The organism is Streptomyces sp. NEAU-YJ-81 (genome assembly GCF_017592595.1).
Taxonomy (GTDB): Bacteria; Actinomycetota; Actinomycetes; order Streptomycetales; family Streptomycetaceae; genus Streptomyces; species Streptomyces hygroscopicus_B.
Genome location: NZ_JAGFNO010000013.1, coordinates 146,564 through 167,622 on the forward strand (window position 1 = coordinate 146,564; position 21,059 = coordinate 167,622).

At 72.3% G+C, this 21,059-nt stretch carries 17 protein-coding genes and 1 pseudogene; 8 read left to right on the top strand and 10 right to left on the bottom strand.

Annotation, left to right across the window (positions count from 1 at the left end):
- The first annotated feature begins 165 nt into the window (after positions 1-165).
- From J5X86_RS26535 to J5X86_RS26545, 3 genes and pseudogenes are all read left to right on the top strand, one after another.
- Positions 166-963, top strand: coding sequence for a GntR family transcriptional regulator (locus tag J5X86_RS26535; RefSeq protein WP_208519228.1), 798 nt, complete (start codon positions 166-168; stop codon positions 961-963).
- A gap of 175 nt (positions 964-1,138) precedes the next feature.
- Positions 1,139-3,209, top strand: a pseudogene (locus J5X86_RS26540) (SpoIIE family protein phosphatase).
- A 172-nt stretch (positions 3,210-3,381) separates the two neighbouring features.
- Complete coding sequence (locus tag J5X86_RS26545) at positions 3,382-4,689, top strand: GAF domain-containing protein (RefSeq protein ID WP_208519229.1); 1,308 nt, start codon at positions 3,382-3,384, stop codon at positions 4,687-4,689.
- A gap of 24 nt (positions 4,690-4,713) precedes the next feature.
- On the opposite strand, the gene aspA is transcribed toward J5X86_RS26545, so the two are convergent.
- The 4 genes from aspA to J5X86_RS26565 form a co-directional block, all read right to left on the bottom strand.
- A complete protein-coding gene (aspA, locus tag J5X86_RS26550; RefSeq protein ID WP_078638868.1) occupies positions 4,714-6,114 on the bottom strand; it encodes an aspartate ammonia-lyase in 1,401 nt (466 codons plus the stop codon).
- 41 nt (positions 6,115-6,155) lie between these two features.
- Positions 6,156-7,190, bottom strand: a complete 1,035-nt coding sequence (locus tag J5X86_RS26555) for an asparaginase (protein ID WP_208519307.1) — start codon at positions 7,188-7,190, stop codon at positions 6,156-6,158.
- Positions 7,191-7,337: 147 nt separating this feature from the next.
- Positions 7,338-8,777 (bottom strand): amino acid permease, encoded by a 1,440-nt coding sequence (locus J5X86_RS26560; protein ID WP_208519230.1) that lies wholly within the window; start codon positions 8,775-8,777, stop codon positions 7,338-7,340.
- A complete protein-coding gene (locus J5X86_RS26565) occupies positions 8,774-9,529 on the bottom strand; it encodes a FadR/GntR family transcriptional regulator (RefSeq protein WP_208519231.1) in 756 nt (251 codons plus the stop codon). The genes J5X86_RS26560 and J5X86_RS26565 overlap by 4 nt, the downstream gene beginning before the upstream one ends.
- A gap of 183 nt (positions 9,530-9,712) precedes the next feature.
- On the opposite strand from J5X86_RS26565, the gene J5X86_RS26570 reads away from it, so the two are divergent.
- From J5X86_RS26570 to lnt, 3 genes are all read left to right on the top strand, one after another.
- Complete coding sequence (locus tag J5X86_RS26570) at positions 9,713-10,726, top strand: sugar ABC transporter substrate-binding protein (protein WP_208519232.1); 1,014 nt, start codon at positions 9,713-9,715, stop codon at positions 10,724-10,726.
- A gap of 127 nt (positions 10,727-10,853) precedes the next feature.
- Positions 10,854-13,295: a SpoIIE family protein phosphatase gene (locus J5X86_RS26575; protein ID WP_208519233.1), complete on the top strand. Its 2,442-nt coding sequence runs from the start codon at positions 10,854-10,856 to the stop codon at positions 13,293-13,295.
- Positions 13,296-13,381: 86 nt separating this feature from the next.
- Entirely contained in the window at positions 13,382-14,950 is a 1,569-nt protein-coding gene (gene lnt / locus J5X86_RS26580; protein WP_208519234.1) for an apolipoprotein N-acyltransferase, read from the top strand.
- Here lnt and J5X86_RS26585 read toward each other — a convergent pair.
- Positions 14,886-15,827: a Gfo/Idh/MocA family protein gene (locus tag J5X86_RS26585; RefSeq protein WP_208519235.1), complete on the bottom strand. Its 942-nt coding sequence runs from the start codon at positions 15,825-15,827 to the stop codon at positions 14,886-14,888. The two genes, lnt and J5X86_RS26585, sit on opposite strands and share 65 nt — an antisense overlap.
- Positions 15,828-15,849: 22 nt before the next feature.
- Positions 15,850-17,067: an FAD-dependent monooxygenase gene (locus tag J5X86_RS26590; RefSeq protein WP_208519236.1), complete on the bottom strand. Its 1,218-nt coding sequence runs from the start codon at positions 17,065-17,067 to the stop codon at positions 15,850-15,852.
- An 85-nt stretch (positions 17,068-17,152) separates the two neighbouring features.
- Between J5X86_RS26590 and J5X86_RS26595 the strand changes: the two genes are divergently transcribed.
- Together J5X86_RS26595 and J5X86_RS26600 are read left to right on the top strand one after the other, a co-directional pair.
- Positions 17,153-17,809: a TetR/AcrR family transcriptional regulator gene (locus J5X86_RS26595; protein ID WP_208519237.1), complete on the top strand. Its 657-nt coding sequence runs from the start codon at positions 17,153-17,155 to the stop codon at positions 17,807-17,809.
- A gap of 41 nt (positions 17,810-17,850) precedes the next feature.
- Positions 17,851-18,357 carry a DinB family protein gene (locus tag J5X86_RS26600; RefSeq protein WP_208519238.1) on the top strand — a complete coding sequence of 169 codons (507 nt, stop codon included), beginning with the start codon at positions 17,851-17,853 and terminating at the stop codon, positions 18,355-18,357.
- 24 nt (positions 18,358-18,381) lie between these two features.
- Here the strand turns inward: J5X86_RS26600 and J5X86_RS26605 are convergent, their stop codons facing one another.
- From J5X86_RS26605 to J5X86_RS26620, 4 genes are all read right to left on the bottom strand, one after another.
- Positions 18,382-18,762, bottom strand: a complete 381-nt coding sequence (locus J5X86_RS26605) for a nitrile hydratase accessory protein (protein ID WP_208519239.1) — start codon at positions 18,760-18,762, stop codon at positions 18,382-18,384.
- Positions 18,759-19,361: a nitrile hydratase subunit alpha gene (nthA, locus tag J5X86_RS26610; RefSeq protein WP_208519240.1), complete on the bottom strand. Its 603-nt coding sequence runs from the start codon at positions 19,359-19,361 to the stop codon at positions 18,759-18,761. The genes J5X86_RS26605 and nthA overlap by 4 nt, the downstream gene beginning before the upstream one ends.
- A complete protein-coding gene (gene nthB / locus J5X86_RS26615) occupies positions 19,358-20,029 on the bottom strand; it encodes a nitrile hydratase subunit beta (protein WP_208519241.1) in 672 nt (223 codons plus the stop codon). The genes nthA and nthB overlap by 4 nt, the downstream gene beginning before the upstream one ends.
- Before the next feature lie 138 nt (positions 20,030-20,167).
- Complete coding sequence (locus J5X86_RS26620; protein ID WP_208519242.1) at positions 20,168-21,037, bottom strand: alpha/beta fold hydrolase; 870 nt, start codon at positions 21,035-21,037, stop codon at positions 20,168-20,170.
- Positions 21,038-21,059 lie beyond the last annotated feature (22 nt).

The following is a 21,059-nucleotide window of genomic DNA, read 5'->3' on the forward strand; positions in this document are numbered from 1 at the left end:
CCCGCCGCGAACCCGGCACGATGCGCACCTGGTGCATCAGGCCGGCGCTGTGGCATCCGTCACAGTTACCCACCCGGGAGCCGCCGGAGCCCCGCGCGACCACCGGAAGCACGAGAGACGAAGAAGCGTGGAAGCACGAGAGACGAAGAAGCGGACGACAGGACCATGACCGCATCCGAACCACCCGAGCCACCCGAGCCACCCGCCTATCTGAGCCTGGCCCGGGACCTGCGCCGCCGGATCGAGGACGGCCGGCTCCCGGCGGGCGCCCAGCTGCCCTCCCGCGCCCAACTGGCCCGGAGCTACGGCGTCGGCCCGAATGTGGCGAACTCCGCGGTGCGGGTGCTGATGGCCGAGGGGCTGGTGCACGGCCGGGCGGGCAGCGGGGTGTACGTGCGCGAGCCCCGGGCGCTGCGCCGGATGCTGCGCTCATGGCACGACGGACGGCTCAGCGGCACGCCGTATGTGCTGGATCTGCCGGGGCACGGCGGCGACGGCCGGCGCGTGGGGAGTTCGACCACGGTGGCCGCGCCGCCGGGGATCGCCGAGCGCCTGGGGCTGGCGCCCGGAGCGCAGGTGGTGCGCAGTGCGTATGTGTTCCGGAGCGGCGGCGGGAGCGCTGCGGGGGCCGCGGGTGAGCCCACCATGATCTCGACGAGCTGGGAGCCGCTGGAGCTGACGGGCGGCACGCCGGTCGCGCTCCCGGAGGCGGGCCCGCTGGCGGGGCGCGGAGTGGTGGCGCGGATGGCGCACATCGGGCTGCCGGTGGACCGGGCGGTGGAGGCGGTCGTGGCGCGCACGGCGTCGGCGGAGGAGGCGTCGCTGCTGGAGATCACGACGGGTTCGGTGGTCGAGGCGCTGGAGCGCACGTACTACAGCGGCGATCGGGCCGTGGAGACGGCGGACATCGTCGTCCCGGCCGGGCGGTATCAGCTGGTGTACGAGTTCCCGGTCGACTCCTGACCGGCGGCTCCCGGCCGGGATCCGCACACCGCGCAGCGTGTGCCGACCCCTCTCACCGTGGGCATACTTGAAGGCGTGACCATTGGTTCACCCTCCGCCAAGGGCGCCACGGTGGATCCGTCACCCCGCCCATGTGCCCATGGCGGAAGACCCGGGCAAGGGTTGAGATGACACCATGACGCGACCGGACACCCCGCGGGACGAGCGGTCCGTCCGGTCGGGCGATCTCCCCGGCAAGGGGGCCACCGCCAAGGCCACGGTCGACGGGCACGGCATCGTCACCCAGTGGAACGAGGCGGCCCGCGGGCTGCTCGGTTACCGCCCCGCCGAGATCGTGGGCAGGCCCGCGGCCGATCTGCTCCACGACGCCTCGCCCGCCCGCGCCGAGGTGCCGGCCGCGCTGCGCTCCCCCTCCCCGCCCGCCCGGCTCAACGGGCGGGCCACCCTGCTGCGCCGCGATGGCTCCGCCGTGGAGCTGGGGCTGCTGGCGCACCGCCGCACCTCGGCCGCCGGCTCACGACATGACCGGCCCGCGGACCGCCCGGCAGCGGCTGACGCTGCTCAACGAGGCCAGCGTCCGGATCGGCAGCACGCTGGACATCGACCGGACCGCGCAGGAGCTGGCCGAAGTGGCCGTCCCGGCGCTCGCCGACTTCGTGACGGTCGATCTGCTGCCCACCGTGCACGACGGGGGCGAACCGCGCCCCGGCTCGCCGGGCGGCCATGTGCTGCTGCGCCGGGTCGCCGCCCAGTCGGTCTTCGCGGGCTGCCCGGAGGCCGTGCTGCGGCCGGGGCAGGTGGCCGCCTACCCCGACTTCTCCCCCGCGGCCGAGTGCCTGAAGGCCGAGCGGGCGATGCTGCACCGGGAGACCGACCCCGCCGTCGCCCGGTGGGCCGACGAGGACCCGGACCGGGCCGCCATGGTCCGCCGGTTCGGGTTCCATTCGACGATGGCCGTTCCCCTGCGGGCGCGCGGCATCACCCTCGGCGTGGCCGCCTTCTCCCGGCACCGCCGCCCCGAGCCGTTCGAGCACGACGATCTGCTGCTCGCCGAGGAGATGACGGCCAGGGCCGCCGTCTGCGTCGACAACGCCCGGCGGTACACCCATGAGCGGCACACCGCGCTGGCCCTGCAGCGCAGTCTGCTGCCGCGCACCCTGCCCCCGAGCGCCGCGGTGGAGCTCGCGTCCGGCTATCGGCCGGCCGACTCCCGGTCGGGGGTGGGCGGCGACTGGTTCGACGTCATCCGGCTGGCGGGCGCGCGCGTCGCCCTGGTCGTCGGCGATGTGGTGGGCCATGGCGTCCGGGCGTCGGCGGCCATGGGGCGGCTGCGGACGGCGGTGCGCACCCTCGCCGACGTCGATCTGCCCCCCGATGAGCTGCTCACCCATCTGGACGATCTGATCAACCATCTCACCGCCGAGACGGAGAGCGGCGCCGGCGATCCGGACGCGGCGGAGGCGGCCTACGCACAGCTCGGCGCCACCTGTCTGTACGCGGTCTACGACCCGGTCTCCCGCCGCTGCTCCCTGGCCCGAGCCGGGCATCCGCCGCCTGTGCTGGTCACGCCCGACGGCACCGCCACCCTCCTCGACCTGCCCAGCGGACCGCCGCTGGGGCTGGGGAGCCTGCCGTTCGAGGCGGTCGACCTCGAACTGCCGGAGGGCAGCCTGCTGGCCCTCTACACCGACGGTCTGATCGAGGCCCGCGGCCAGGACGTCGACAAGGCGATCGACACCCTGCGCCGCACGCTCGCCCGGCCCGCCGACTCGCTGGACGGCCTGTGCCGGACGGTGCTGGCCAAGCTGCTTCCGGGCCACCCCACCGACGACGTCGCCCTGCTCCTGGCCCGCACCCGGGGGCTGGGCGCGGACCACGTGGCCACCTGGGAGCTGCCGAACGACCCGGCCGTGGTGGCCCGGGCCCGCCGGGAGGCCGCCAAGCGGCTGGCCGCATGGGGTTTCGAAGAGGCCGCGTTCACCATGGAGTTGGTGGTCAGCGAGCTGGTCACCAACGCCATCCGGCATGCCACGCCGCCCATCAGGCTGCGCCTGATCCACGACCGGGCGCTGATCTGCGAGGTCTCCGACGGCAGCGGCACCTCACCGCATCTGCGCCGGGCCCGCGCCTTCGACGAGGGCGGCCGCGGACTGCTGCTGGTGGCCCAGCTCACCGAGAGCTGGGGCACCCGGCAGACCGCCACGGGCAAGACCATCTGGGCCGAGCTGGCCGTGCCCACGCTGTAGGGGCGTCGTGTACGGACGGTCCTGTACGGGGGTCCCCTAGAAGCCCATGGCCTGAGGCTTCACGACAGCGGCCGCCACTGAACGGTTTCCCGGCAGCAGCTCCCGCCGCACGGCTTCACTACAATCGCGGAGCAACGAAGCCCCGCTCAGCAGAGGCTGAAGGCTGCCATCCATGCGTTCCCAGCACCCACGCGACACCGGCCCCCTGGCCGCGCTGAGCCCCGCCGAATCGGCCCGTCTCATGGCGGTGATCCGCGAGGCGGCGCTGAGCCGGGGACGGCTTCCGCTGCCCGCCCGCCCCGTGATCGGCGCCTCCTGGGACCGGATGCTGCGCCTGGGGCTCGACCCGGATCGCGGCCGCGCCCCGCGGCCGCTGGGCCTGGACGAACTGGAGCTGCGGAGGCGGCAGACCCGGCTCGCCGAGGTGCTGCCCACCCTGCACAACGGGCTGCTGGAGGCGGCGGAGGCGGCCGGCCACATCATGATCATCGCCGATGCGGAGGGCCGGATCCTGTGGCTCGACGGCCATCGGGGCGTCCGCCGGCAGGCCGACGGCATCGCGCTCGTGGAGGGTTCGCACTGGGCCGAGGACGTCGCCGGGACCAGCGGAATCGGCACCGCGCTGGCCGTGAAGTCCCCCGTACGGGTGCATTCCGCGGAGCATTTCGTGAGCGCCTTCCACACCTGGAGCTGTGCCGCCGCCCCCGTCCACGACCCGCGGGACGGACGGCTGCTGGGCGTCATCGACGTCAGCGGCCCCGCCGGGACCGCCCATCCGACGGTGCTCTCCCTGGTCACCGCGACCGCCCGGTGGGCCGAGGGCGAACTGCGCCTCGCCCACAGCCGTGATCTGGAGGGCCTGCGCGCCGTCGCCGCCCCGCTCCTGGCGCGGATCCGCGGCAAGGCCGTCGTGGTCGATCACCACGGCTGGATCGCCGGGGTCACCGGGGTGACCCCGCGCGAGCGCCGGCTGTTGCTGCCGAAGGCGCCGTACGAGGGGCCGGTCTGGCTGCCGGCGCTCGGCGCGTGCGCGGTGGAGCCGCTGCCCGGCGGCCATCTGCTGCGGGTGCTGGACGGCGAGCCCGCCGAGGGGGGCGGTCCGGCCGGCTGGGGCGATCTGCTGCTGGACGTACGCCATCCGCACCGCTGGACCCTGACCTTCTCGGGCCCGTCGGGCGCCTGGACGCATGAACTCAGCGCCCGCCAGGCCGAGGTGCTGCTGCTGCTCGCCGCGCACCCCGAGGGGCGTACGGCCGCGCAACTGGCCGAGGACCTGTTCGGGGACCCGACGCGGACGGTGACGGTACGGGCCGCGCTGTCCCGGCTGCGCGGGCGCATCGGGGCGGTGCTGGCACACCGCCCCTACCGGATCGCCGACAGCGTCCGCATCGAGGTGGCGAGCCCGGACCACCCCGCCGAACTGCTCCCCTTCAGCTCGGCCCCGGCCATCGCCCAGTTGCGCGGCAACCCCCTGATGTAGAGGTTTCATCAACCTCCAAGTGATTCAGCGACTGCCGGCGATCTCTTCAGGGCGCAGCACCTGGGCCAGCCGGTCGGGCGGCAGCAGGCCCTTCTCCAGGACGAGTTCGGCCACGCCGCGCCCCGTGGCGAGCGCCTCCTTGGCGATGCTGGTGGCCGCGCTGTAGCCGATGTACGGGTTGAGCGCGGTGACCAGGCCGATGGAGTTCTCCACGGAGGTGCGCAGCCGCTCGGTGTTGGCGGTGATGCCCGCGACGCACCGCTCGGCCAGCACCAGGCAGGCGGCGCGCAGATGGGTGACGCTCTCGGAGAGGGAGTGCAGAATGATCGGCTCGAAGGCGTTGAGCTGGAGCTGTCCGGCCTCGGCGGCCATCGTGATGGCGACGTCGTTGCCGATCACCTCGAAGGCGACCTGGTTGACCACCTCGGGGATCACCGGGTTGACCTTGCCGGGCATGATGCTGGAACCGGCCTGTACCGGGGGCAGGTTGATCTCGTTGAGCCCGGCCCGCGGGCCCGAGGAGAGCAGCCGCAGGTCGTTGCAGCTCTTGGAGAGCTTGACGGCGATGCGCTTGAGGACGCCCGACAGATGGACGAAGGCGCCGCAGTCCTGCGTGGCCTCGACCAGGTTGGCGGCGGTGACCAGCGGCAGTCCGGTGATGGCCTCGAGGTGGCGGCGGGCGGCCTCGGCGTAGCCCTTGGGGGCGTTGAGGCCGGTGCCGATGGCGGTCGCGCCGAGGTTGATCTCATGCACCAAAGTGGCGGCTTCCAGCAGCCGGCTCTGGTCCTCCTCCAGCATCACGGCATACGCCGAGAACTCCTGGCCCAGCGTCATGGGCACCGCGTCCTGCAGTTGGGTGCGCCCCATCTTGAGGACGTCGCGGAACTCCTCGGCCTTGGCGGCGAACGCCTGGCGCAGCGTCTCCATGGCTGTATGGAGCTCACGGACGGCGATGATCGTGGAGACGTTGACGGCGGTCGGGTAGACGTCGTTGGTGGACTGGCTGAGGTTGACGTCCTCGTTGGGGTGGAGGTGGGCGTAGTCGCCCTTCTCCTGGCCGAGGAGTTCCAGCGCCCGGTTGGCGATCACCTCGTTGGCGTTCATGTTGGTCGAGGTCCCGGCGCCGCCCTGGATCACATCGACGGTGAACTGGTCGTGCAGGGCGCCCCGGCGTATCTCCTGGCAGGCGGCGGCGATGGCGTCGGCCTTGGCGGAGGTGAGCAGCCCGAGGTCCTCATTGGCGCGGGCAGCGGCCTCCTTGACCGCGGCCAGGGCGCTGATCAGGTGCGGATAGGCGGAGATGGAGGTGCCGGTGATGGGGAAGTTCTCGCCGGCGCGCAGGGTGTGGATGCCCCAGTAGGCGTCGGCGGGGACGTCGCGGTCGCCGAGCAGATCGTGTTCGCGGCGATAGCCGGTGGCAGTCATGGCGTGCGGTCTTCCTTGGTTCCTCGGGGAAGGTGGGAGGGTCAGGCGGCGGGCGGGGCGAGGGCGTCGGTGGGGTGCACACCGCCGACGGCGGCCCCTCCGCCGTACACCGGCGTGGTGGCGAATTCGGCGAGGACACCGGGGTCGATCCCGCAGTGGGCGAGGGCCGCGGCGGTCACCGGCATCCGGGCGCGGTCCGCGCCGTCGGCGATCTTCACGGCGACGGCGCGGCCGTCGGGCAGCGCCGCGATCTGTACGCCTTCGAAGCCGTCCTTGGCGATCAGGCCCGGTACCGCGCGCATCAGCCGGGCCACGTCACGGTCGGGGCCGGACGCCATGTCCGGGTGGGCGCGCAGGGCGGCCGCGACCCGGCCCTCGGGGGTGTCCATGTCGCCCGAGGCGATCCGGGCGGCGGCCATCGCGAGCCCGCGCAGGGAGACGGAGAACAGCGGCGCGCCGCAGCCGTCGACCGAGACCTGGGCGACGCGCTGTCCGGTGAGGTCCTCCACGGTCTCGGCGATCAGCCGCTGCAGCGGCTGGGCCGGGTCGAGGTAGTCCTCAAGTGGCCAACCGCGAAGCTGGGCCGTGAGCAGCATCGCTGCGTGCTTGCCGGAGCAGTTCTGGGCGAGCCGGGTGGGCTCGCCGCCGTCCCGCAGCCAGGCGTCGCGCTCGGCGGCGCCGTACGGCAGGTCGGGGACGTTGCGCAGATCGGCCTCGGTGAGCCCGGCCTGGTCGAGGATGCGGCGCGCTCCGTCCAGATGGCGCCGCAGGCCGGAGTGGCTGGCGGCGGTGAGCGACAGCAGCTCCCCGTCCAGCGGCAGCCCGGCCCGCAGCAGGGCGACGGCCTGGACGGGCTTGAGCGCCGAGCGCGGATAGAAGGCCACGTCGATGTCGCCGGCCTGGAACTCGACCCGGCCGTCGGCGGCCAGGACGACGACCGAACCGTGGTGGACGCCCTCGATGACCCCGCCGCGTACGACATGGGCGAGCGGCACATGGCGGGGTTCACGGAGGGCGGGGGGCTCGGCCGGGGTGCGGCGGGTCGCGTCGAGGGTCCGTCCGAGGGGGGTGTTCATGGTGGTGCTCTCGTGGTCGGGGGTGTTCACGGGGTGGGATTCCTCCAGGAGGTGGTGGAGGGGCAGGGCGGCCGAGGGGTGGCCACGGCCGCCCGGAGAAACGATTCCTCAGTGTGAGTTCACCGGCATAGGTTCACCGGCGGGCGCTCACCGGGGGTCCTTCACCCGGCCGCGGGACGCGAACCAGCCGATGACCAGCGCCGCCAGGATCGCCGGAAGCGCCATCACGGTGAGTCGGCTCGGTCCGCCGTCCGCCCACATCAGGACCAGGACGGAGGCCAGGAAGCCCAGGGTGACGATCTCGGTGTACGGGGAGCCGGGAAGCCGGTAGCCGGGGCGGGTGAGCTGGCCTGCCTGGGCGCGCCGCCAGAACAGCAGATGACAGAGCATGATCACGGCCCAGGTCGAGAGAATGCCGATCGCGGCGAAGTTGAGGACGATCTCGAACGCCTTGTCCGGCACCACATAGTTCAGGCCCACGCCCAGCACACAGAAGAAGGCGGTGAGGAGGATGCCACCGTAGGGCACCTGGGTACGGCTCATGACGCCGGTGAACTTGGGCGCGGAGCCGGACATCGACATCGAGCGCAGGATCCGGCCGGTGGAGTAGAGACCGGAGTTGAGGCTGGACATCGCGGCGGTGAGCACGACGAGGTTCATCACGCCGCCGGCCGCCGGAACACCGATCTTGGACAGCACGGTGACGAAGGGGCTCTGGTCACCCGAGTAGGAGTCGGAGGGCAGCAGCATCGAGAGCAGCACCACGGAGCCGACGTAGAACAGGCCCACGCGCCACATGATGGAGTTGATCGCCTTGGGCATGATCTTCTCGGGGTTCTCGGTCTCACCGGCGGCCACGCCGACCAGCTCCACGGAGGCGTAGGCGAAGACGACGCCCTGGATGACCAGCAGCATCGGCAGCACACCGTGCGGGAAGACGCCGCCGTGGTCGGTGATCAGGCTGGGGCCGGTGCTGGTGCCGGCCACCTGCTCGCGGGTGACCAGCAGGAAGATGCCGATCGCCATGAAGACGACGAGCGCGCCGACCTTGATGATCGCGAACCAGAACTCCAGCTCACCGAAGATCTTCACCGAGATCAGGTTGACCGTGAGCACCACGGCGAGCGCGATCAGGGCGATCACCCACTGGGGGATCTCGGTGAACATCCCCCAGTAGTGGGTGTAGGTCGCAACGGCGGTGATGTCGGCGACCCCGGTGGTGGCCCAGTTCAGGAAGTACATCCAGCCGGCGACGAAGGCACCCTTCTCGCCGAGGAACTCACGGGCGTAGGAGACGAACGCCCCGGAGGACGGCCGGTGCAGCACCAGCTCACCCAGGGCGCGCACCACCAGGAAGGCGAAGATGCCGCAGACCGCGTACGCCACGGCCAGTGACGGCCCGGCGTCCTTGAGCCGCCCGCCGGCGCCGAGGAAGAGGCCGGTGCCGATCGCGCCGCCGATGGCGATCATGTTGACATGCCGGGCCTTGAGGGACTTGCTGTAACCGGCGTCGCCCGCGTCCACATGCGCGGGGTGCCCGGCCTGTTGCTGTTGGCGATCTTCTTGCCGGAGGGACTGCTCGCTCACGCCTGCTGTCCGCCTTCCGTCGGTACTGTCGTCCGGTCGTCCGCCGTGGCGGGCCGAACGATGGAGGTCAGGGTGGTCTCCACGCGTTCGAGGTGGTGGGTCATCGCTTCCACCGCGTCGTGCTCGGACCCGTCGGCGAGCGCCTCGACGATCGCCCGGTGCTCTCGGTTCGACTGCTCTCGGCGGCCGCCGAGCTCATTGAGAAATGCCGACTGCCGGGCCAGGGCATCGCGGATCTCCTCGATGACCCGACGGAAGACCGGATTCCGGGCCGCCTGGGCGACGGCGAGGTGGAACAGCGTGTCCATCGCCACCCATGCGGTGGTGTCGGTCTCCCGCTCCATCCGCTCCAGCAGATGGGACAGGTGGTCGAGGTCCTCGGCGGAGCGGCGCAGGGCCGCGTAGCCCGCCACCGGGATCTCGACGTGCCGGCGCACCTCCAGGAGGTCACTTGCGGCGTAGTCGCCGAAGGTGGGATCCTCCACCGGCCCGCTGGAGATGACGAAGGTGCCCTTGCCGGTGCGTGAGGCGGTCAGCCCCATGGTCTGCAGGGCCCGCAGGGCCTCGCGGAGCACCGGCCGGCTGACCTCCAGGCGACGGCACAGCTCCGCCTCGGAGGGGAGTTTGTCCCCCACCGCGTAGTCGCCGCGCTCGATCGCCTCGCGGAGATGGGTGAGAACCGCTTCCATCGCGCTGATGCGGCGAGGGAAGTCGAATCCTGAACCACCTGTCTGGCTGTCTGACAAGTTCACGCGGTGATCCTCAGGCGTACACCGGAGGGTTGTCAAGGGTCGACTTTCCCCTCCTCGCCGACCGTTCTGTGTTGATATGGGGTATTCATCCCGACCGCCGAAGACCGTTGAGCCCGCGGCCGACGACCAAGGCGCGGCGTCCGGGACCGTTCCACCGAGCCGGATTCAGGAGCCGAGAGCACCATGCGCCACCGCCTCACCAGCGCCACCGCGGCCCTTCTCCTGCTGTGCGGCCCGGCCGCCGCGGGCTGCGGCGGCGAGGCGGACCCGGACCGGGTCGGCGTGGTGCTGCCGCTGCTGACCTCGCCCTTCTGGGAGGCGTACAACGACGACATCCCGAAGCAGGCCGCCAAGGCGGGCGTGCGGATCCTGCCGACGGTCAACTCCAATAACGATCCGAGCAAACAGATCACCGATATCGACAATCTGCTGGCCCAGGAGGTCAAGGGCCTGGTCGTCTCCCCGATCGACTCCGCCGCCATCGGCCCCGGCCTCAACGCCGCCCAGCGCGCCCATGTGCCGGTCGTCGCCGTCGATATGGCCCCCGACCGGGGCAAGGTCGCCATCGTGGTGCGGGCCGACAACCGCGCGTACGGCGTCAAGGCGTGCCGGAGCCTCGGCGGCGCCGTGCGGCGGGGCACGGTGGTGCAGATCCAGGGCGATCTGGCCTCGGCCAACGGCCGGGACCGCACGGCCGCCTTCGACCGCTGCATGGCGCGGCACTACCCGGACATCAAGGTCCTGGACATCCCCGCGGCCTGGCAGGCGGAACGGGCGGCGGCCGGGCTGGAGGCCCTCTACAGCGCCCACCCCGGCATCAAGGGCATCTACCTCCAGGCCGGCGGCGTCTATCTGGCGCCCACCCTGCGCACCCTCCAGAGCCACCATGCCCTGGTCCCGGTGGGCCGCCGCGGCCACATCACCATCGTGTCCAACGACGGGATCCCGCAGGAGCTGGCCGCGATCCGCAAGGGTCTCATCGACGCCACCGTCTCCCAGCCGGCGAACCTCTACGCCGTCTACGCCATGCGCTACATCAAGCAGGCCATGGCCAGGAAGCCCTTCAAGGTGGGGCCGACCCGCCACGACAGCACCATCGTCCGGCTGCCCGGCGGCAATTTGGAGGATCAGCCGCCCGCCCCGCTGGTGACCCGGGCCAATGTCGACAACCGCTCCCTGTGGGGCAACCAGGTATGACCAGAGGAGCCGCCCCCGCCGGCCGAGGCACGCGGGATCAGCGCACTCGTCGTCGCACGGCTCACCACCGGGGAGGCACAGAAGTCATAGTATTAAGGGAAATGTATCCGCAGATGGGACGGGTGCGATGGCCATCCCCGAGGGAATCGCGCCGACCGAGACACATGTCCCGTTCGACATGGCGGATGCGGCCTCGGCGCTGATCGACGCCACGGGGATCATCATCGGCTGGACCCCGGCGGCGGAGAGACTTCTCGGCTATCCGGCGGCCGACGCGATGAAGCAGCCGGCCAGGATGCTGCTGGTGGCGCCCGAGGACGCGGCGCAGGCCGAGACGATCGGCTCCTGGTGTGAGGCGCACGACGGCTGGGGCGGCCTGGGGCGGCTCCGGCACCGGGACGGCCGCCGGATCGAGGTGGGGCTGCGGGTGGGCGCGATGCGCAATCCGGGCGGCGATGTCTCCTGGCTGGTCTCCGGGATCGATGTGGGCTCCGTCCCGGCCTGGGCGCTCAGCGGCTCGCTGCTCCAGGCGTTCCTCACCCGGTCGCCGATCGGGATGGCCGTGCTCAGCCCGGATCTGCGGTACGTGTGGATGAACGACACGCTGGAGCGCTACGGCGGGCTGCCGCGCGAGCAGCGGATGGGGCGCCGGATGGCGGAGTGCCTGCCGGGGCTGGACACCGAGGCGCTCGAAGCGCAGATGCGGCAGGTGCTGAAGACCGGCAGGCCGGTGATCGACTACGAGTACCGGGGCTGGACGATGGCCCATCCGCACCGCGAGCACGCGTACTCGACCTCCTTCTTCCGCCTGGACAACGCCGAGGGCCGTCCAGTGGGCGTGTGCTACATGGGCATCGACGTCACCGACCGCTGGCGGGCCCGGGAGCGGCTGGCGCTGCTCAACGAGGCCAGCGCGAACATCGGCAGCACCCTGGACGTCATGCGCACCGCCCAGGAGCTGGCCGACTTCGCGGTGCCGCGGCTCGCCGACTTCGTCACCGTCGATCTGCTGAACTCCGTACTGCGCGGCGAGGAGCCCATGGAGCCCACCGGCGACACCCTGCCCGCCTTCCGCCGCGCCGGTCAGGCATCGATCCGGGAGGGCTGCCCGGAGTCCATCGCGAGGCCCGGGGACGCGGTCGCCATCTCCGCCACATCCCCCTTCGCCTGCTGCTTCTTCTCCGGGGAGGCCCTGCTCGACCCCGTGATGGACAGCGCCATCAGCGCCTGGTCCGGGGACGATCCGGCGCGGACGGCGAAGGTGCGCGAGTTCGGGATGCGGTCGCTGATGGTGGCGCCGATCGGGGCGCGCGGCGCCCTCCTGGGCGTGGCCTCGTTCGTCCGCTCCCGCCATCCGGACCCGTTCGAGGAGGACGATCTGCTGCTCGCCGAGGAGCTGGTCGCCCGGGCCGCGCTGAACATCGACAACGCCCGCCGCTACAGCCGTGAGCACGCCGCCGCGCTGGCCCTCCAGCGCAGTCTGCTGCCGCACGCCCTGAGCGGCGGCCAGGCCGTCGAGGTGGCCTCGCGCTACCTCCCCACGGACGCGCGCAACGGAGTCGGCGGCGACTGGTTCGATGTGATCCCGCTGTCCGGTGCCCGGGTGGCGCTGGTGGTCGGCGATGTGGTCGGGCACGGCATCAACGCCGCCGCCACCATGGGGCGTCTGCGCACCGCCGTGCACACGCTCGCCGATATGGACCTGCCGCCCGAGGAGTTGCTGGCCCACCTCGACGACCTGGTCATCCGGCTCACCGAGGAGGAGACCGGACAGGAGGGCGTGGCGGCCGCGGTGCTGGGCGCCACGTGTCTGTACGCGATCTACGACCCGGTCACCCAGCGGTGCACGATGGCGCGGGCCGGACACCCGACCCCCGCGATCGTGGACCCCTCGGGCGAGGTCTCCTTCCCCGCACTGCCCGCCGGTCCCCCGCTGGGCCTCGGGTCGCTGCCGTTCGAGTCGGCGGAGCTGGCGCTGCCCGCCGGAAGCCTGATCGCCCTCTACACCGACGGGCTCATCGTGACCTGCAACCAGGACATCGACGTCGGTCTCGGCCGGCTGAGCAACGCCCTCGGCCAGACCACGCTGCCGCTGGAGGAGCTCTGCTCCATGGTGATCGACACCCTGCTGACCTCCCCGCAGACCGACGATGTGGCCCTGCTGCTGGCCCGTACGCGCGCTCTGGGCGCCGGACATGTCGTCTCCTGGGACCTGCCCTGCGATCCGGCCGTCGTCGCCAGCGCCCGCTCCCTGGCGATGCGCCAGCTCGCCGAGTGGGGTCTGGAGGAGGTGATGACGACCACGGAACTGATCGTCAGCGAGCTGGTCACCAACGCCATCCGCCATGGCATCGGCCCCATCCGGCTGCGGCTGATCCGGCACGACGTGCTGATCTGCGAGGTCGCCGACACCAGCAGCACCTCACCGCGGCTGCGCCACGCCCGCACCACCGACGAGGGCGGCCGCGGGCTGTTCCTCGTCGCCCAGCTGACCCGCCGCTGGGGGACCCGCTACACCGAGGGCGGCAAGCTCATCTGGGCCGAACAAGACCTCCCGGAACCGGCATGAAGCACGCTCCGGCGCACCCCCGCCCTATTCATGATCGGCTGACTCCCGCACACTGGCCCTGTGCCAACAGGAGGGGGGCGCCCGAGGTGCGGAGGCCGGTCGGCGGCGGGGATCTGTGGGGGCGGCGGCTCGCCTCCCCGTGGTGGCGCGGCGCGATGGCGCTGCTGGCGGGCGCGCTGCCCGCGCCGGCCTTTCCCGAGCCCTCGCTGTGGTGGTGGGCGTATGTCGCCCTGGTGCCCTGGCTGCTGCTGGTGCGCGCGGCGCCCACCGCACGCCGCGCGATGCTGGACGGCTGGCTCGGCGGCGCCGGGTTCCTGCTCGCGGTGCACCACTGGCTGATGCCGAGCCTGCATGTGTTCATCGTGATACTGGCGCTGCTGCTGGGGCTGTTGTGGGTGCCCTGGGGGTGGCTGACACACCGGCTGCTGCACGGCCGCCCGGGTCCCGGGCGGGTGGCGGCGGCGCTGGTGCTGCTGCCGTCCGTATGGCTGATGGCCGAGCTGGTCCGGTCCTGGCAGTACCTCGGCGGGCCCTGGGGGCTGCTGGGCGCGAGCCAATGGCAGGTGGCGCCCGCGCTGCGACTGGCCTCGGTGGGCGGGGTATGGCTGCTCGGCCTTCTGCTGGTCGTGGTGAATGTCGCGGTGACCGTGCTGATCGCGGTGGCCCGGGCCCGTACGGTGGCGCTGGCCGGGCTCACCGCGTGCGGCGCGGCGGCGGCCGGGGCGTGGGCCTGGGTGCCACAGGCCAAGGAACCCGGGACGGTACGGATCGCGGTGGTGCAGCCGGGGGTCATCCAGGGGCCGGGGCCGCGCTTCGAGCGCAGCGCGGAGCTGACCCGGCAGCTGGCCGACCGCCATGTCGATCTGGTGGTGTGGGGCGAGAGCAGCGTGGCCCAGGATCTGACCACCCATCCGGAGTTGGGCCGGCGGCTGGCCGGGCTGTCCCGGACGGTCGGCGCGGATCTGCTGGTCAACGTGGACGCGCGGCGCGGCGATATGCCCGGGATCTACAAGAGCTCGGTGCTGATCGGGCCGAACGGCCCGACGGGGCAGCGCTACGACAAGATGCGGCTGGTCCCCTTCGGGGAGTACATCCCGGCCCGGCCGCTGCTGGGCTGGGCCACCTCGGTGGGCAAGGCGGCCGGTGAGGACCGCCACCGGGGTACCGAGCCGGTGGTGATGAAGCTCCCGGACGCCCTGCGGATCGGGCCGCTGGTGTGCTTCGAGTCGGCGTTCCCGGACATGAGCCGGAACCTGGCGCGGGACGGGGCGCAGATGCTCGTCGTCCAGTCCTCGACCTCGACCTTCCAGGGGAGCTGGGCTCCCGAGCAGCACGCCTCGCTCGCCGCGCTGCGCGCCGCCGAGACCTGGCGGCCGATGGTGCATGCCACGCTGACCGGGGAGAGTGCGGTATTCGGGCCGCGCGGCGAGCCGGTGGGGCCGCGGATGTCCACCGACGCCAGCGCGGCCACCGTCTACACGGTGCCGCTGGGGCAGGGCACGAGCCCGTATGTGCGGATCGGGCCCTGGCCGGTGTACGGGGCGATGGCGGCGCTCGCCGTCTTCTGCGCGGCCGAGGGAGGCCGGGCGCTCAGACGGCGGACGGACCGGCCGTCGGACCAGCGGACAGACCAGCCGACTCCAGGGCGTCCCTGACGACCCGTTCGCACAGCTCATGGGTGCGCAGCGGGTCCTCGGCGCCGATCCGCCGCCCGGAGCGCACCGCGTCCAGGAAGGCGTCGGTGATCTGCTCGATTCCGCGCTGCCGCGCCACCGGCACCCAGTCGCCCCGGCGGCGCACGCTCGGCTGGCCCTTGTGGTCGATGACCTCGGCGAGGTTGAGCACCTGCCGCTTGGTGTCCTGGCCGGAGACCTCCAGGACCTCCTCGGTGGAGCCGCTCATCCGGTTCATCACGCCGAGCGCGGTGAATCCGTCCCCGGACAGCTGCAGCAGCACATGGTGTATCAGCCCGTCGCGGATCCTGGCGCGCACATCGATGTGGTCCACCGGCCCGGGCGCGAGGAAGCGCAGCGTGTCGACGACGTGGATGAAGTCGTCCAGCACCAGGGTGCGCGGGTCCTCGGCGAGGCCGACGCGGTTCTTCTGCAGCAGGATCAGATCGCGCGGGTGGTCCAGGCACTGTGCGTAGCCGGGCGCGTAACGCCGGTTGAAGCCGACCATCAGGCTCACCCCGCGCTCCTCGGCGAGCCGCACGATCCGCTCGCTGTCGGCGAGGTGGTACGCGAGCGGCTTGTCGACGTAGGTGGGCACCCCGGCCTCGATCAGCCGGGTGACGAGGTCGGCGTGGGCGTCGGTCGGGGCGTGCACGAAGGCGGCGTCGAGCCCGGCCGCGAGCAGCGAGTCGAGGTCGGCGTGGCGCTGGGCGTCCGGGACGCGATAGGTGTCGGCGACCCGCTGGAGGGTGGCGGGGGTGCGGGTGTGCAGATGCGGCTCCAGGCCGGGGCGGGCCATGAGCACGGGCAGATACGCCTTCTGCGCGATGTCGCCGAGCCCGACGCAGCCGACCCTCATATGTGCTCCCCGCAATCCTCGGTCATGCCTTCGGCCGTGCCCCCGAAGGAGCTGTGCCCCCCGAAGGATACGTGCGGGTGGGCGGATGCCAGTCGGCGATGCCGTCGAAGGAGCGGAGGGCAAGACCGGGGACGAGGCGGCCGACGGCGGCGATGGCGGCGTCGCGGAGGGCGACGGCCGGGGCGCTGGTGAGGGTGACCATGCGGGCGGTGCGCGCCGAGCGGCGCACCACGTCCATCGTGCGGGGCAGCCGGTCGTGGGTGTAGGCGGCCAGGGCGGCGGAGGGGTCGGCGGTGTGGGGGGCCAGATGGTGGGCGAGGACGACGGCGTCCTCGATGGCCTGGTTGCCGCCCTGCCCCATCGTGGGGGCCATCGCATGGGCGGCGTCGCCGAGGAGGGCGACCCGGCCCCGGTGGTAGGCGGGCAGGGGCTCGGCCATGTACCGGATGTCATGGCGCAGCACGTCCTGGGGCGCGGCGGCGGCCAGGACGTCGGGGACGGGCCGGTGCCAGTCGCCGTAGAGCCGCAGCAGTTCGGACCTCTCGTCGTCGGGGGCGTGGCCGCCGGGCGGGGCGACGGCCGCCGCGTAGGCGTAGACCCGGCCGTCTTTGAGGGGCTGGGTGCCCCAGATCCGGCCCCTCCCCCAGGTCTCATGGGGCTCGAACGGCCGGCCGGGGTCGGGGATGACGACACGCCAGGTGGTGAATCCGGCGTAGCGGGGCCCGGGGTGGTCGGGGAAGAGCGTGCGGCGGACGGCCGAGTCGATGCCGTCGGCTCCGATGACGAGGTCCGCCTCGTACGTGCCGTCCTCGGTGGTGACCCGGGCCGGGCGGCCGGCGCCGCCGGGGTCGGCCAGCCGGGCGGCGGCCCCGGTGCGGACCACGCCCTCGGGCAGCCGGGAGACGAGCAGGTCGACGAGGGTGGCCCGGTGGAGGAGGACCAGCGGACCGCCGAAGCGCTCGGCCGTCGCCGCGCTGTCCATCCGGGAGAGCCAGCGCCCGCCGGGGGTGCGCAGTCCGCCGCCGCCCTGCCAGGCGGCGAGCGCGCGGACGTCGTCGCCGAGGTCGATGGCGTCCAGGGCGCGCTGGGAGTTGGGGGCGAGCGAGATACCGGCGCCGACGGGCTCGAGGCGGGCGGCCCGCTCCAGGACGGTGAGGGACCAGCCGCGGCGGTGCAGGGCCGCGGCGGCGGTGAGCCCGCCGACTCCGGCACCGATGACGACGGCACGGGGCTGCTGCATGACTCCTCCAAGGCAACTACAGGTGTAGTACTCATTACGTTACTACATTTGTAGTGCGGGCGGCGGATGGGCTTAGGTTGGCCCCATGACCGCTGATCGAACCGCCGCCTCCGCATCGGCCGCGTCCGTCTCCGCACCGGCCGCGTCCGCCGCCTCCCGTGCCGAGCTGATCGCCGACACCGCCCTGGGGCTGCTGGCCGAGCGCGGGATGCGGGGACTGACACACCGTGCGGTGGACGAGGCGGCCGGGCTGCCGCTCGGCTCGACCTCGAACCACGCCCGGACCCGCGCCGCCCTCCTCAAGGCGGCGGTCCGGCGGCTGGCCCAGCGGGAGGCGGAGGTGCTGACGCCGGATGAGATGCCGCGCTCGGCCGAGGCGGCGCCGGACGGGGCCGATCCGATCGCCGAGCCGGCCGACGCGCTCTCGCTCGCCCTGCACCGCTCGCTCACCGCCCAGCGCGAGCTGCTGATCGCCCGCTACGAGCTCGCACTGGAGGCGACCCGCCGCCCCGAGCTGCGGGAGTTCTACGACGCGACGGGGCGTGGCTTCCGGGAGCCGCTCGAGGCGATGATGACGGCACTGGGCTCCACCGAGCCCCGGCGGCACGCGCGGTCGCTGGTCGCCTGGTGCGAGGGGCTGATGTTCAGCTGCGCCGCGGGAGCCGACCACGACGCCGTACCCGACCGCGCGACGCTGCGCACCGGCATCGCGGAGCTGCTGCGCGGGATGCTGAACGAATAACGCGTGGCGGGCCGGGCGACCGGACCGCCATCATGACCGCCATGACGACCACAGAACGCCATGAAGCGCCCCGGACCGCAGATGAACGCACCAGCCTGGAGGGGTGGCTGGACTTCCACCGCGCGACCCTCGCCCTCAAATGCGAGGGGCTGGACGACAAGCAACTGCGCGAGGCGTCGGCGCCGCCGTCCGAGCTGACCCTGCTCGGCCTCGTACGGCATATGGCCGAGGTCGAGCGGAGCTGGTTCCGGCGAGTGTTGGCCCACGAGGACACGCCGCCGATCTGGTACAGCGAGGAGGACCCGGACGGGGAGTTCCACGTCACCGAGGGGGACACGGCGGAGAGTGCCTTCGCCATCTGGCGGGACGAGATCGCCAAGGCGAAGGAGGCCGCCGCGGGCCGCTCCCTGGACGATGTCGTCACCCGTCCCGGCCGCGGGGACTACAACCTGCGCTGGATCTACCTGCACATGATCGAGGAGTACGCCCGCCACAACGGCCACGCCGACCTCATACGCGAACGGATCGACGGCGTCACCGGCGAATAGGCACGCTTCGAGGGCGCCCCGGGGTCAGTGGGCGTGGTGGTGCGCGTGATCGTGGCCGTGGTCGTGTCCGTCGCGGTGGTCGTGGCCCGGGGGGCGTTGCGCCAGGGCGAGGGTGCGCGCGGTGACTTCGTCCACGGTCACAGCGCACCGGCCGGCGAGCGTGTCCTCCAGGGCGGCCAGCCAGAGCCGGTAGTAGTGATACGGCTCGTCGGGTGCCGCCGCGGCCTCCCAGGCCGCGATCCGGGCGATCAGCGCGGCCTGGAACTCCGGCCAGGTGAACGCGCCCGCCTCGTACAGGCTGACGGCCATGCCGAAGGCGCGGCTCTCCCAGGGCTCGGCGAACACCAACTCGCCGTTGGAGCGCGGTGGTGCGGCCGGGCCCTCGATGTCCAGCGGCGCGGTCATGGCGCCGCCACCTTGGCCACGCCGACCATCGCCTCCCGGGTCACCAGCGGCACGAGCTGTTCCTCGGAGAGGTGCTCGGTACCGGCCGGCCGCTCGGGCAGCACCAGCCAGCGCACCTCGCTGGTGGAGTCGTGGACGGTGATCCGTACGTCGTCGCCGAGTTCGAGGCCCATCTCGGACAGCACCGTACGGGGTTCCTTGACCACGCGTGCGCGGTAGGCGGGGTCCTTGTACCAGCTCGGTGGCAGGCCGAGGACCGGCCACGGGTAGCAGGAGCACAGCGTGCACACCACCACGTGGTGGGTGGTCGCGGTGTTCTCCACGACGACGATGTGCTCGCCCTGCCGCCCCGAGAAGCCGAGCTCCTCGATGGCCGCGGTGCCGTCCTGGAGCAGCCGCCGCCGGTACTCCGGGTCGGTCCACGCCCTGGCGACGACCTTGGCGCCGTTGAGCGGGCCCACGTTGGTCTCGTAGGTGGTGATGATCTCGTTCATCACCTTCGGGTCGATCAGGCCCCGCTCGGTGAGCAGTTGCTCGAGCGCCTCGGTGCGCAGGGCCACGGGAGGGGCCCCGCCCGGTCCGCCGTCGGTGGTGGTCATGAGGTGGCCTCCAGGTAGTTCTCGAACAGCTCGGCGGTGACCGCGAAGGGCTCGGCGTCGGCGCCCCACAGCTCGCGTGAGTCGAAGCGCACCGAGTAGACGTACTGCGGGTTCTCGCCCTGGAAGTGGGCGTTGGTGTCCGGCAGTACGAAGGCGGGCTGGACGGCCTCGACGACTCCGGTGTGTCCCCGCGCATAGCCCGGCAGCCGGGTGTGCCCGGGCACCGACATCGACTTGGTCCGCACCCGCTCGCCGACAGCGAAGGCGGGAGCGGTGTCCACCGGGCGCAGCGAGCCCTCGGCCGTGGGCGCGTAGTCGGGCACGGCGGGCTCGGGGATCGGCGGCTCCTCCACGTGCTCGCCCCGCAGGTTGCGAGCGCGGGCGTGGATCGCGCCCGGCGCGAGGACGGCACTGTCGGTGAGCATCAGCTCCGCGCCGTTCAGCCAGCGCCCGTAGTAGCCGTCGTCCAGGTAGGCGGCGCGGTCCAGGCGCTCGAGCGCGTGCCGGAAGGCGTCCAGGTTGACGCCGCCGAAGGCGATACGGCCGGAGAGACTGGTCAGCGCGAAGGCCCGGCCCTGCCAGGGCTCCTCGAAGACCGGTTCATCGCGCCTCGGCGGATGAACGGGACCCCATCCCGGGGTGCCGCCCAGATCAGCGATGCCATCCATGGCACGCCTCCCCACATGGCCACATAACAGAACTATGCACCTAAATCGTATGCGACGAGTGTCATCCGGGCCGCGCCGACGGCGCCGCGAAGGCCCCGGGACCGCATCCGAACGCCGCGATCCCGGCACCCGGGAGGGTCAGACCAGGACGCGGCCGAGGAAATCGCGGATGTAGTCGGTGATGGGCTGCAGATGGCTTTCGAGGGCGAAGTGCCCGGAGTCGAGCAGGTGGATCTCGGCGTCGGGCAGGTCCTGGCCGAACGCCTCCGCGCCCGCCGGGCCGAAGATCTCGTCATTGGCGCCCCAGACCGCCAGCAGCGGGACCCGGGAGTCGCGGAAGTACTGCTGGACCCGCGGGTAGAGGTCCACGTTGGTGGGGTACTCGCGGAAGAGCTTGAGCTGGATCTCGTCGTTGCCGGGCCGATCCAGGAGCGCCTGGTCGTGCACCCAGTTGTCGGGGCTGACCAGGGTGGGGTCGGCGACTCCGTTCAGATACTGCCAGCGCGTGATTTCGGCGGTCAGGGCGCCGCGCATGGGGGCCTCGGTCTCCGGTCCGGGGGCCTCGGCGTAGGCGAACACACCGTCCCAGAACGGCTTGACGAAGCCGTCGACGTAGGCGTTGCCGTTCTGGGTGATGATCGCGGTGATGCGGTCCGGGTCGCGCAGCGCGAGCCGCCAGCCGATGGGGGCGCCGTAGTCCTGTACGTACATCGCGAACCGGTCGACACCCAGGCTCCGCAGCAGACCCGAGGTGACCTGGGTGAGGGCGTCGAAGGTGTAGGGGAAGTCCTTCAGGGAGGGCATCGCCGACTGGCCGAACCCGATGTGGTCGGGGGCGATGACGCGATACCGGTCGGCGAGCGCCGGGATCAGGTGGCGGAACATATGCGAGCTGGTCGGAAAGCCGTGCAGCAGCACCACGACGGGCGCCTGGGGGTCGCCGGCCTCCCGGTAGAAGACCTCCAGGCCGTCGACGGTGGCGGTGCGGTGGTGGACTACGGCAGTCATCACTCTAACCTTTCTACGCGGC

Bases quoted from the DNA above. Each gene is read 5' to 3' on its own strand.
- J5X86_RS26535 (WP_208519228.1), top strand. From the start codon at position 166: ATGACCGCATCCGAACCACCCGAGCCACCCGAGCCACCCGCCTATCTG.
- J5X86_RS26545 (WP_208519229.1), top strand. From the start codon at position 3,382: ATGCGTTCCCAGCACCCACGCGACACCGGCCCCCTGGCCGCGCTGAGC.
- aspA (WP_078638868.1), bottom strand. From the start codon at position 6,114: ATGACTGCCACCGGCTATCGCCGCGAACACGATCTGCTCGGCGACCGC.
- J5X86_RS26555 (WP_208519307.1), bottom strand. From the start codon at position 7,190: ATGAACACCCCCCTCGGACGGACCCTCGACGCGACCCGCCGCACCCCG.
- J5X86_RS26570 (WP_208519232.1), top strand. From the start codon at position 9,713: ATGCGCCACCGCCTCACCAGCGCCACCGCGGCCCTTCTCCTGCTGTGC.
- J5X86_RS26575 (WP_208519233.1), top strand. From the start codon at position 10,854: ATGGCCATCCCCGAGGGAATCGCGCCGACCGAGACACATGTCCCGTTC.
- J5X86_RS26585 (WP_208519235.1), bottom strand. From the start codon at position 15,827: ATGAGGGTCGGCTGCGTCGGGCTCGGCGACATCGCGCAGAAGGCGTAT.
- J5X86_RS26590 (WP_208519236.1), bottom strand. From the start codon at position 17,067: ATGCAGCAGCCCCGTGCCGTCGTCATCGGTGCCGGAGTCGGCGGGCTC.
- J5X86_RS26595 (WP_208519237.1), top strand. From the start codon at position 17,153: ATGACCGCTGATCGAACCGCCGCCTCCGCATCGGCCGCGTCCGTCTCC.
- J5X86_RS26600 (WP_208519238.1), top strand. From the start codon at position 17,851: ATGACGACCACAGAACGCCATGAAGCGCCCCGGACCGCAGATGAACGC.
- J5X86_RS26605 (WP_208519239.1), bottom strand. From the start codon at position 18,762: ATGACCGCGCCGCTGGACATCGAGGGCCCGGCCGCACCACCGCGCTCC.
- nthA (WP_208519240.1), bottom strand. From the start codon at position 19,361: ATGACCACCACCGACGGCGGACCGGGCGGGGCCCCTCCCGTGGCCCTG.
- nthB (WP_208519241.1), bottom strand. From the start codon at position 20,029: ATGGATGGCATCGCTGATCTGGGCGGCACCCCGGGATGGGGTCCCGTT.
- J5X86_RS26620 (WP_208519242.1), bottom strand. From the start codon at position 21,037: ATGACTGCCGTAGTCCACCACCGCACCGCCACCGTCGACGGCCTGGAG.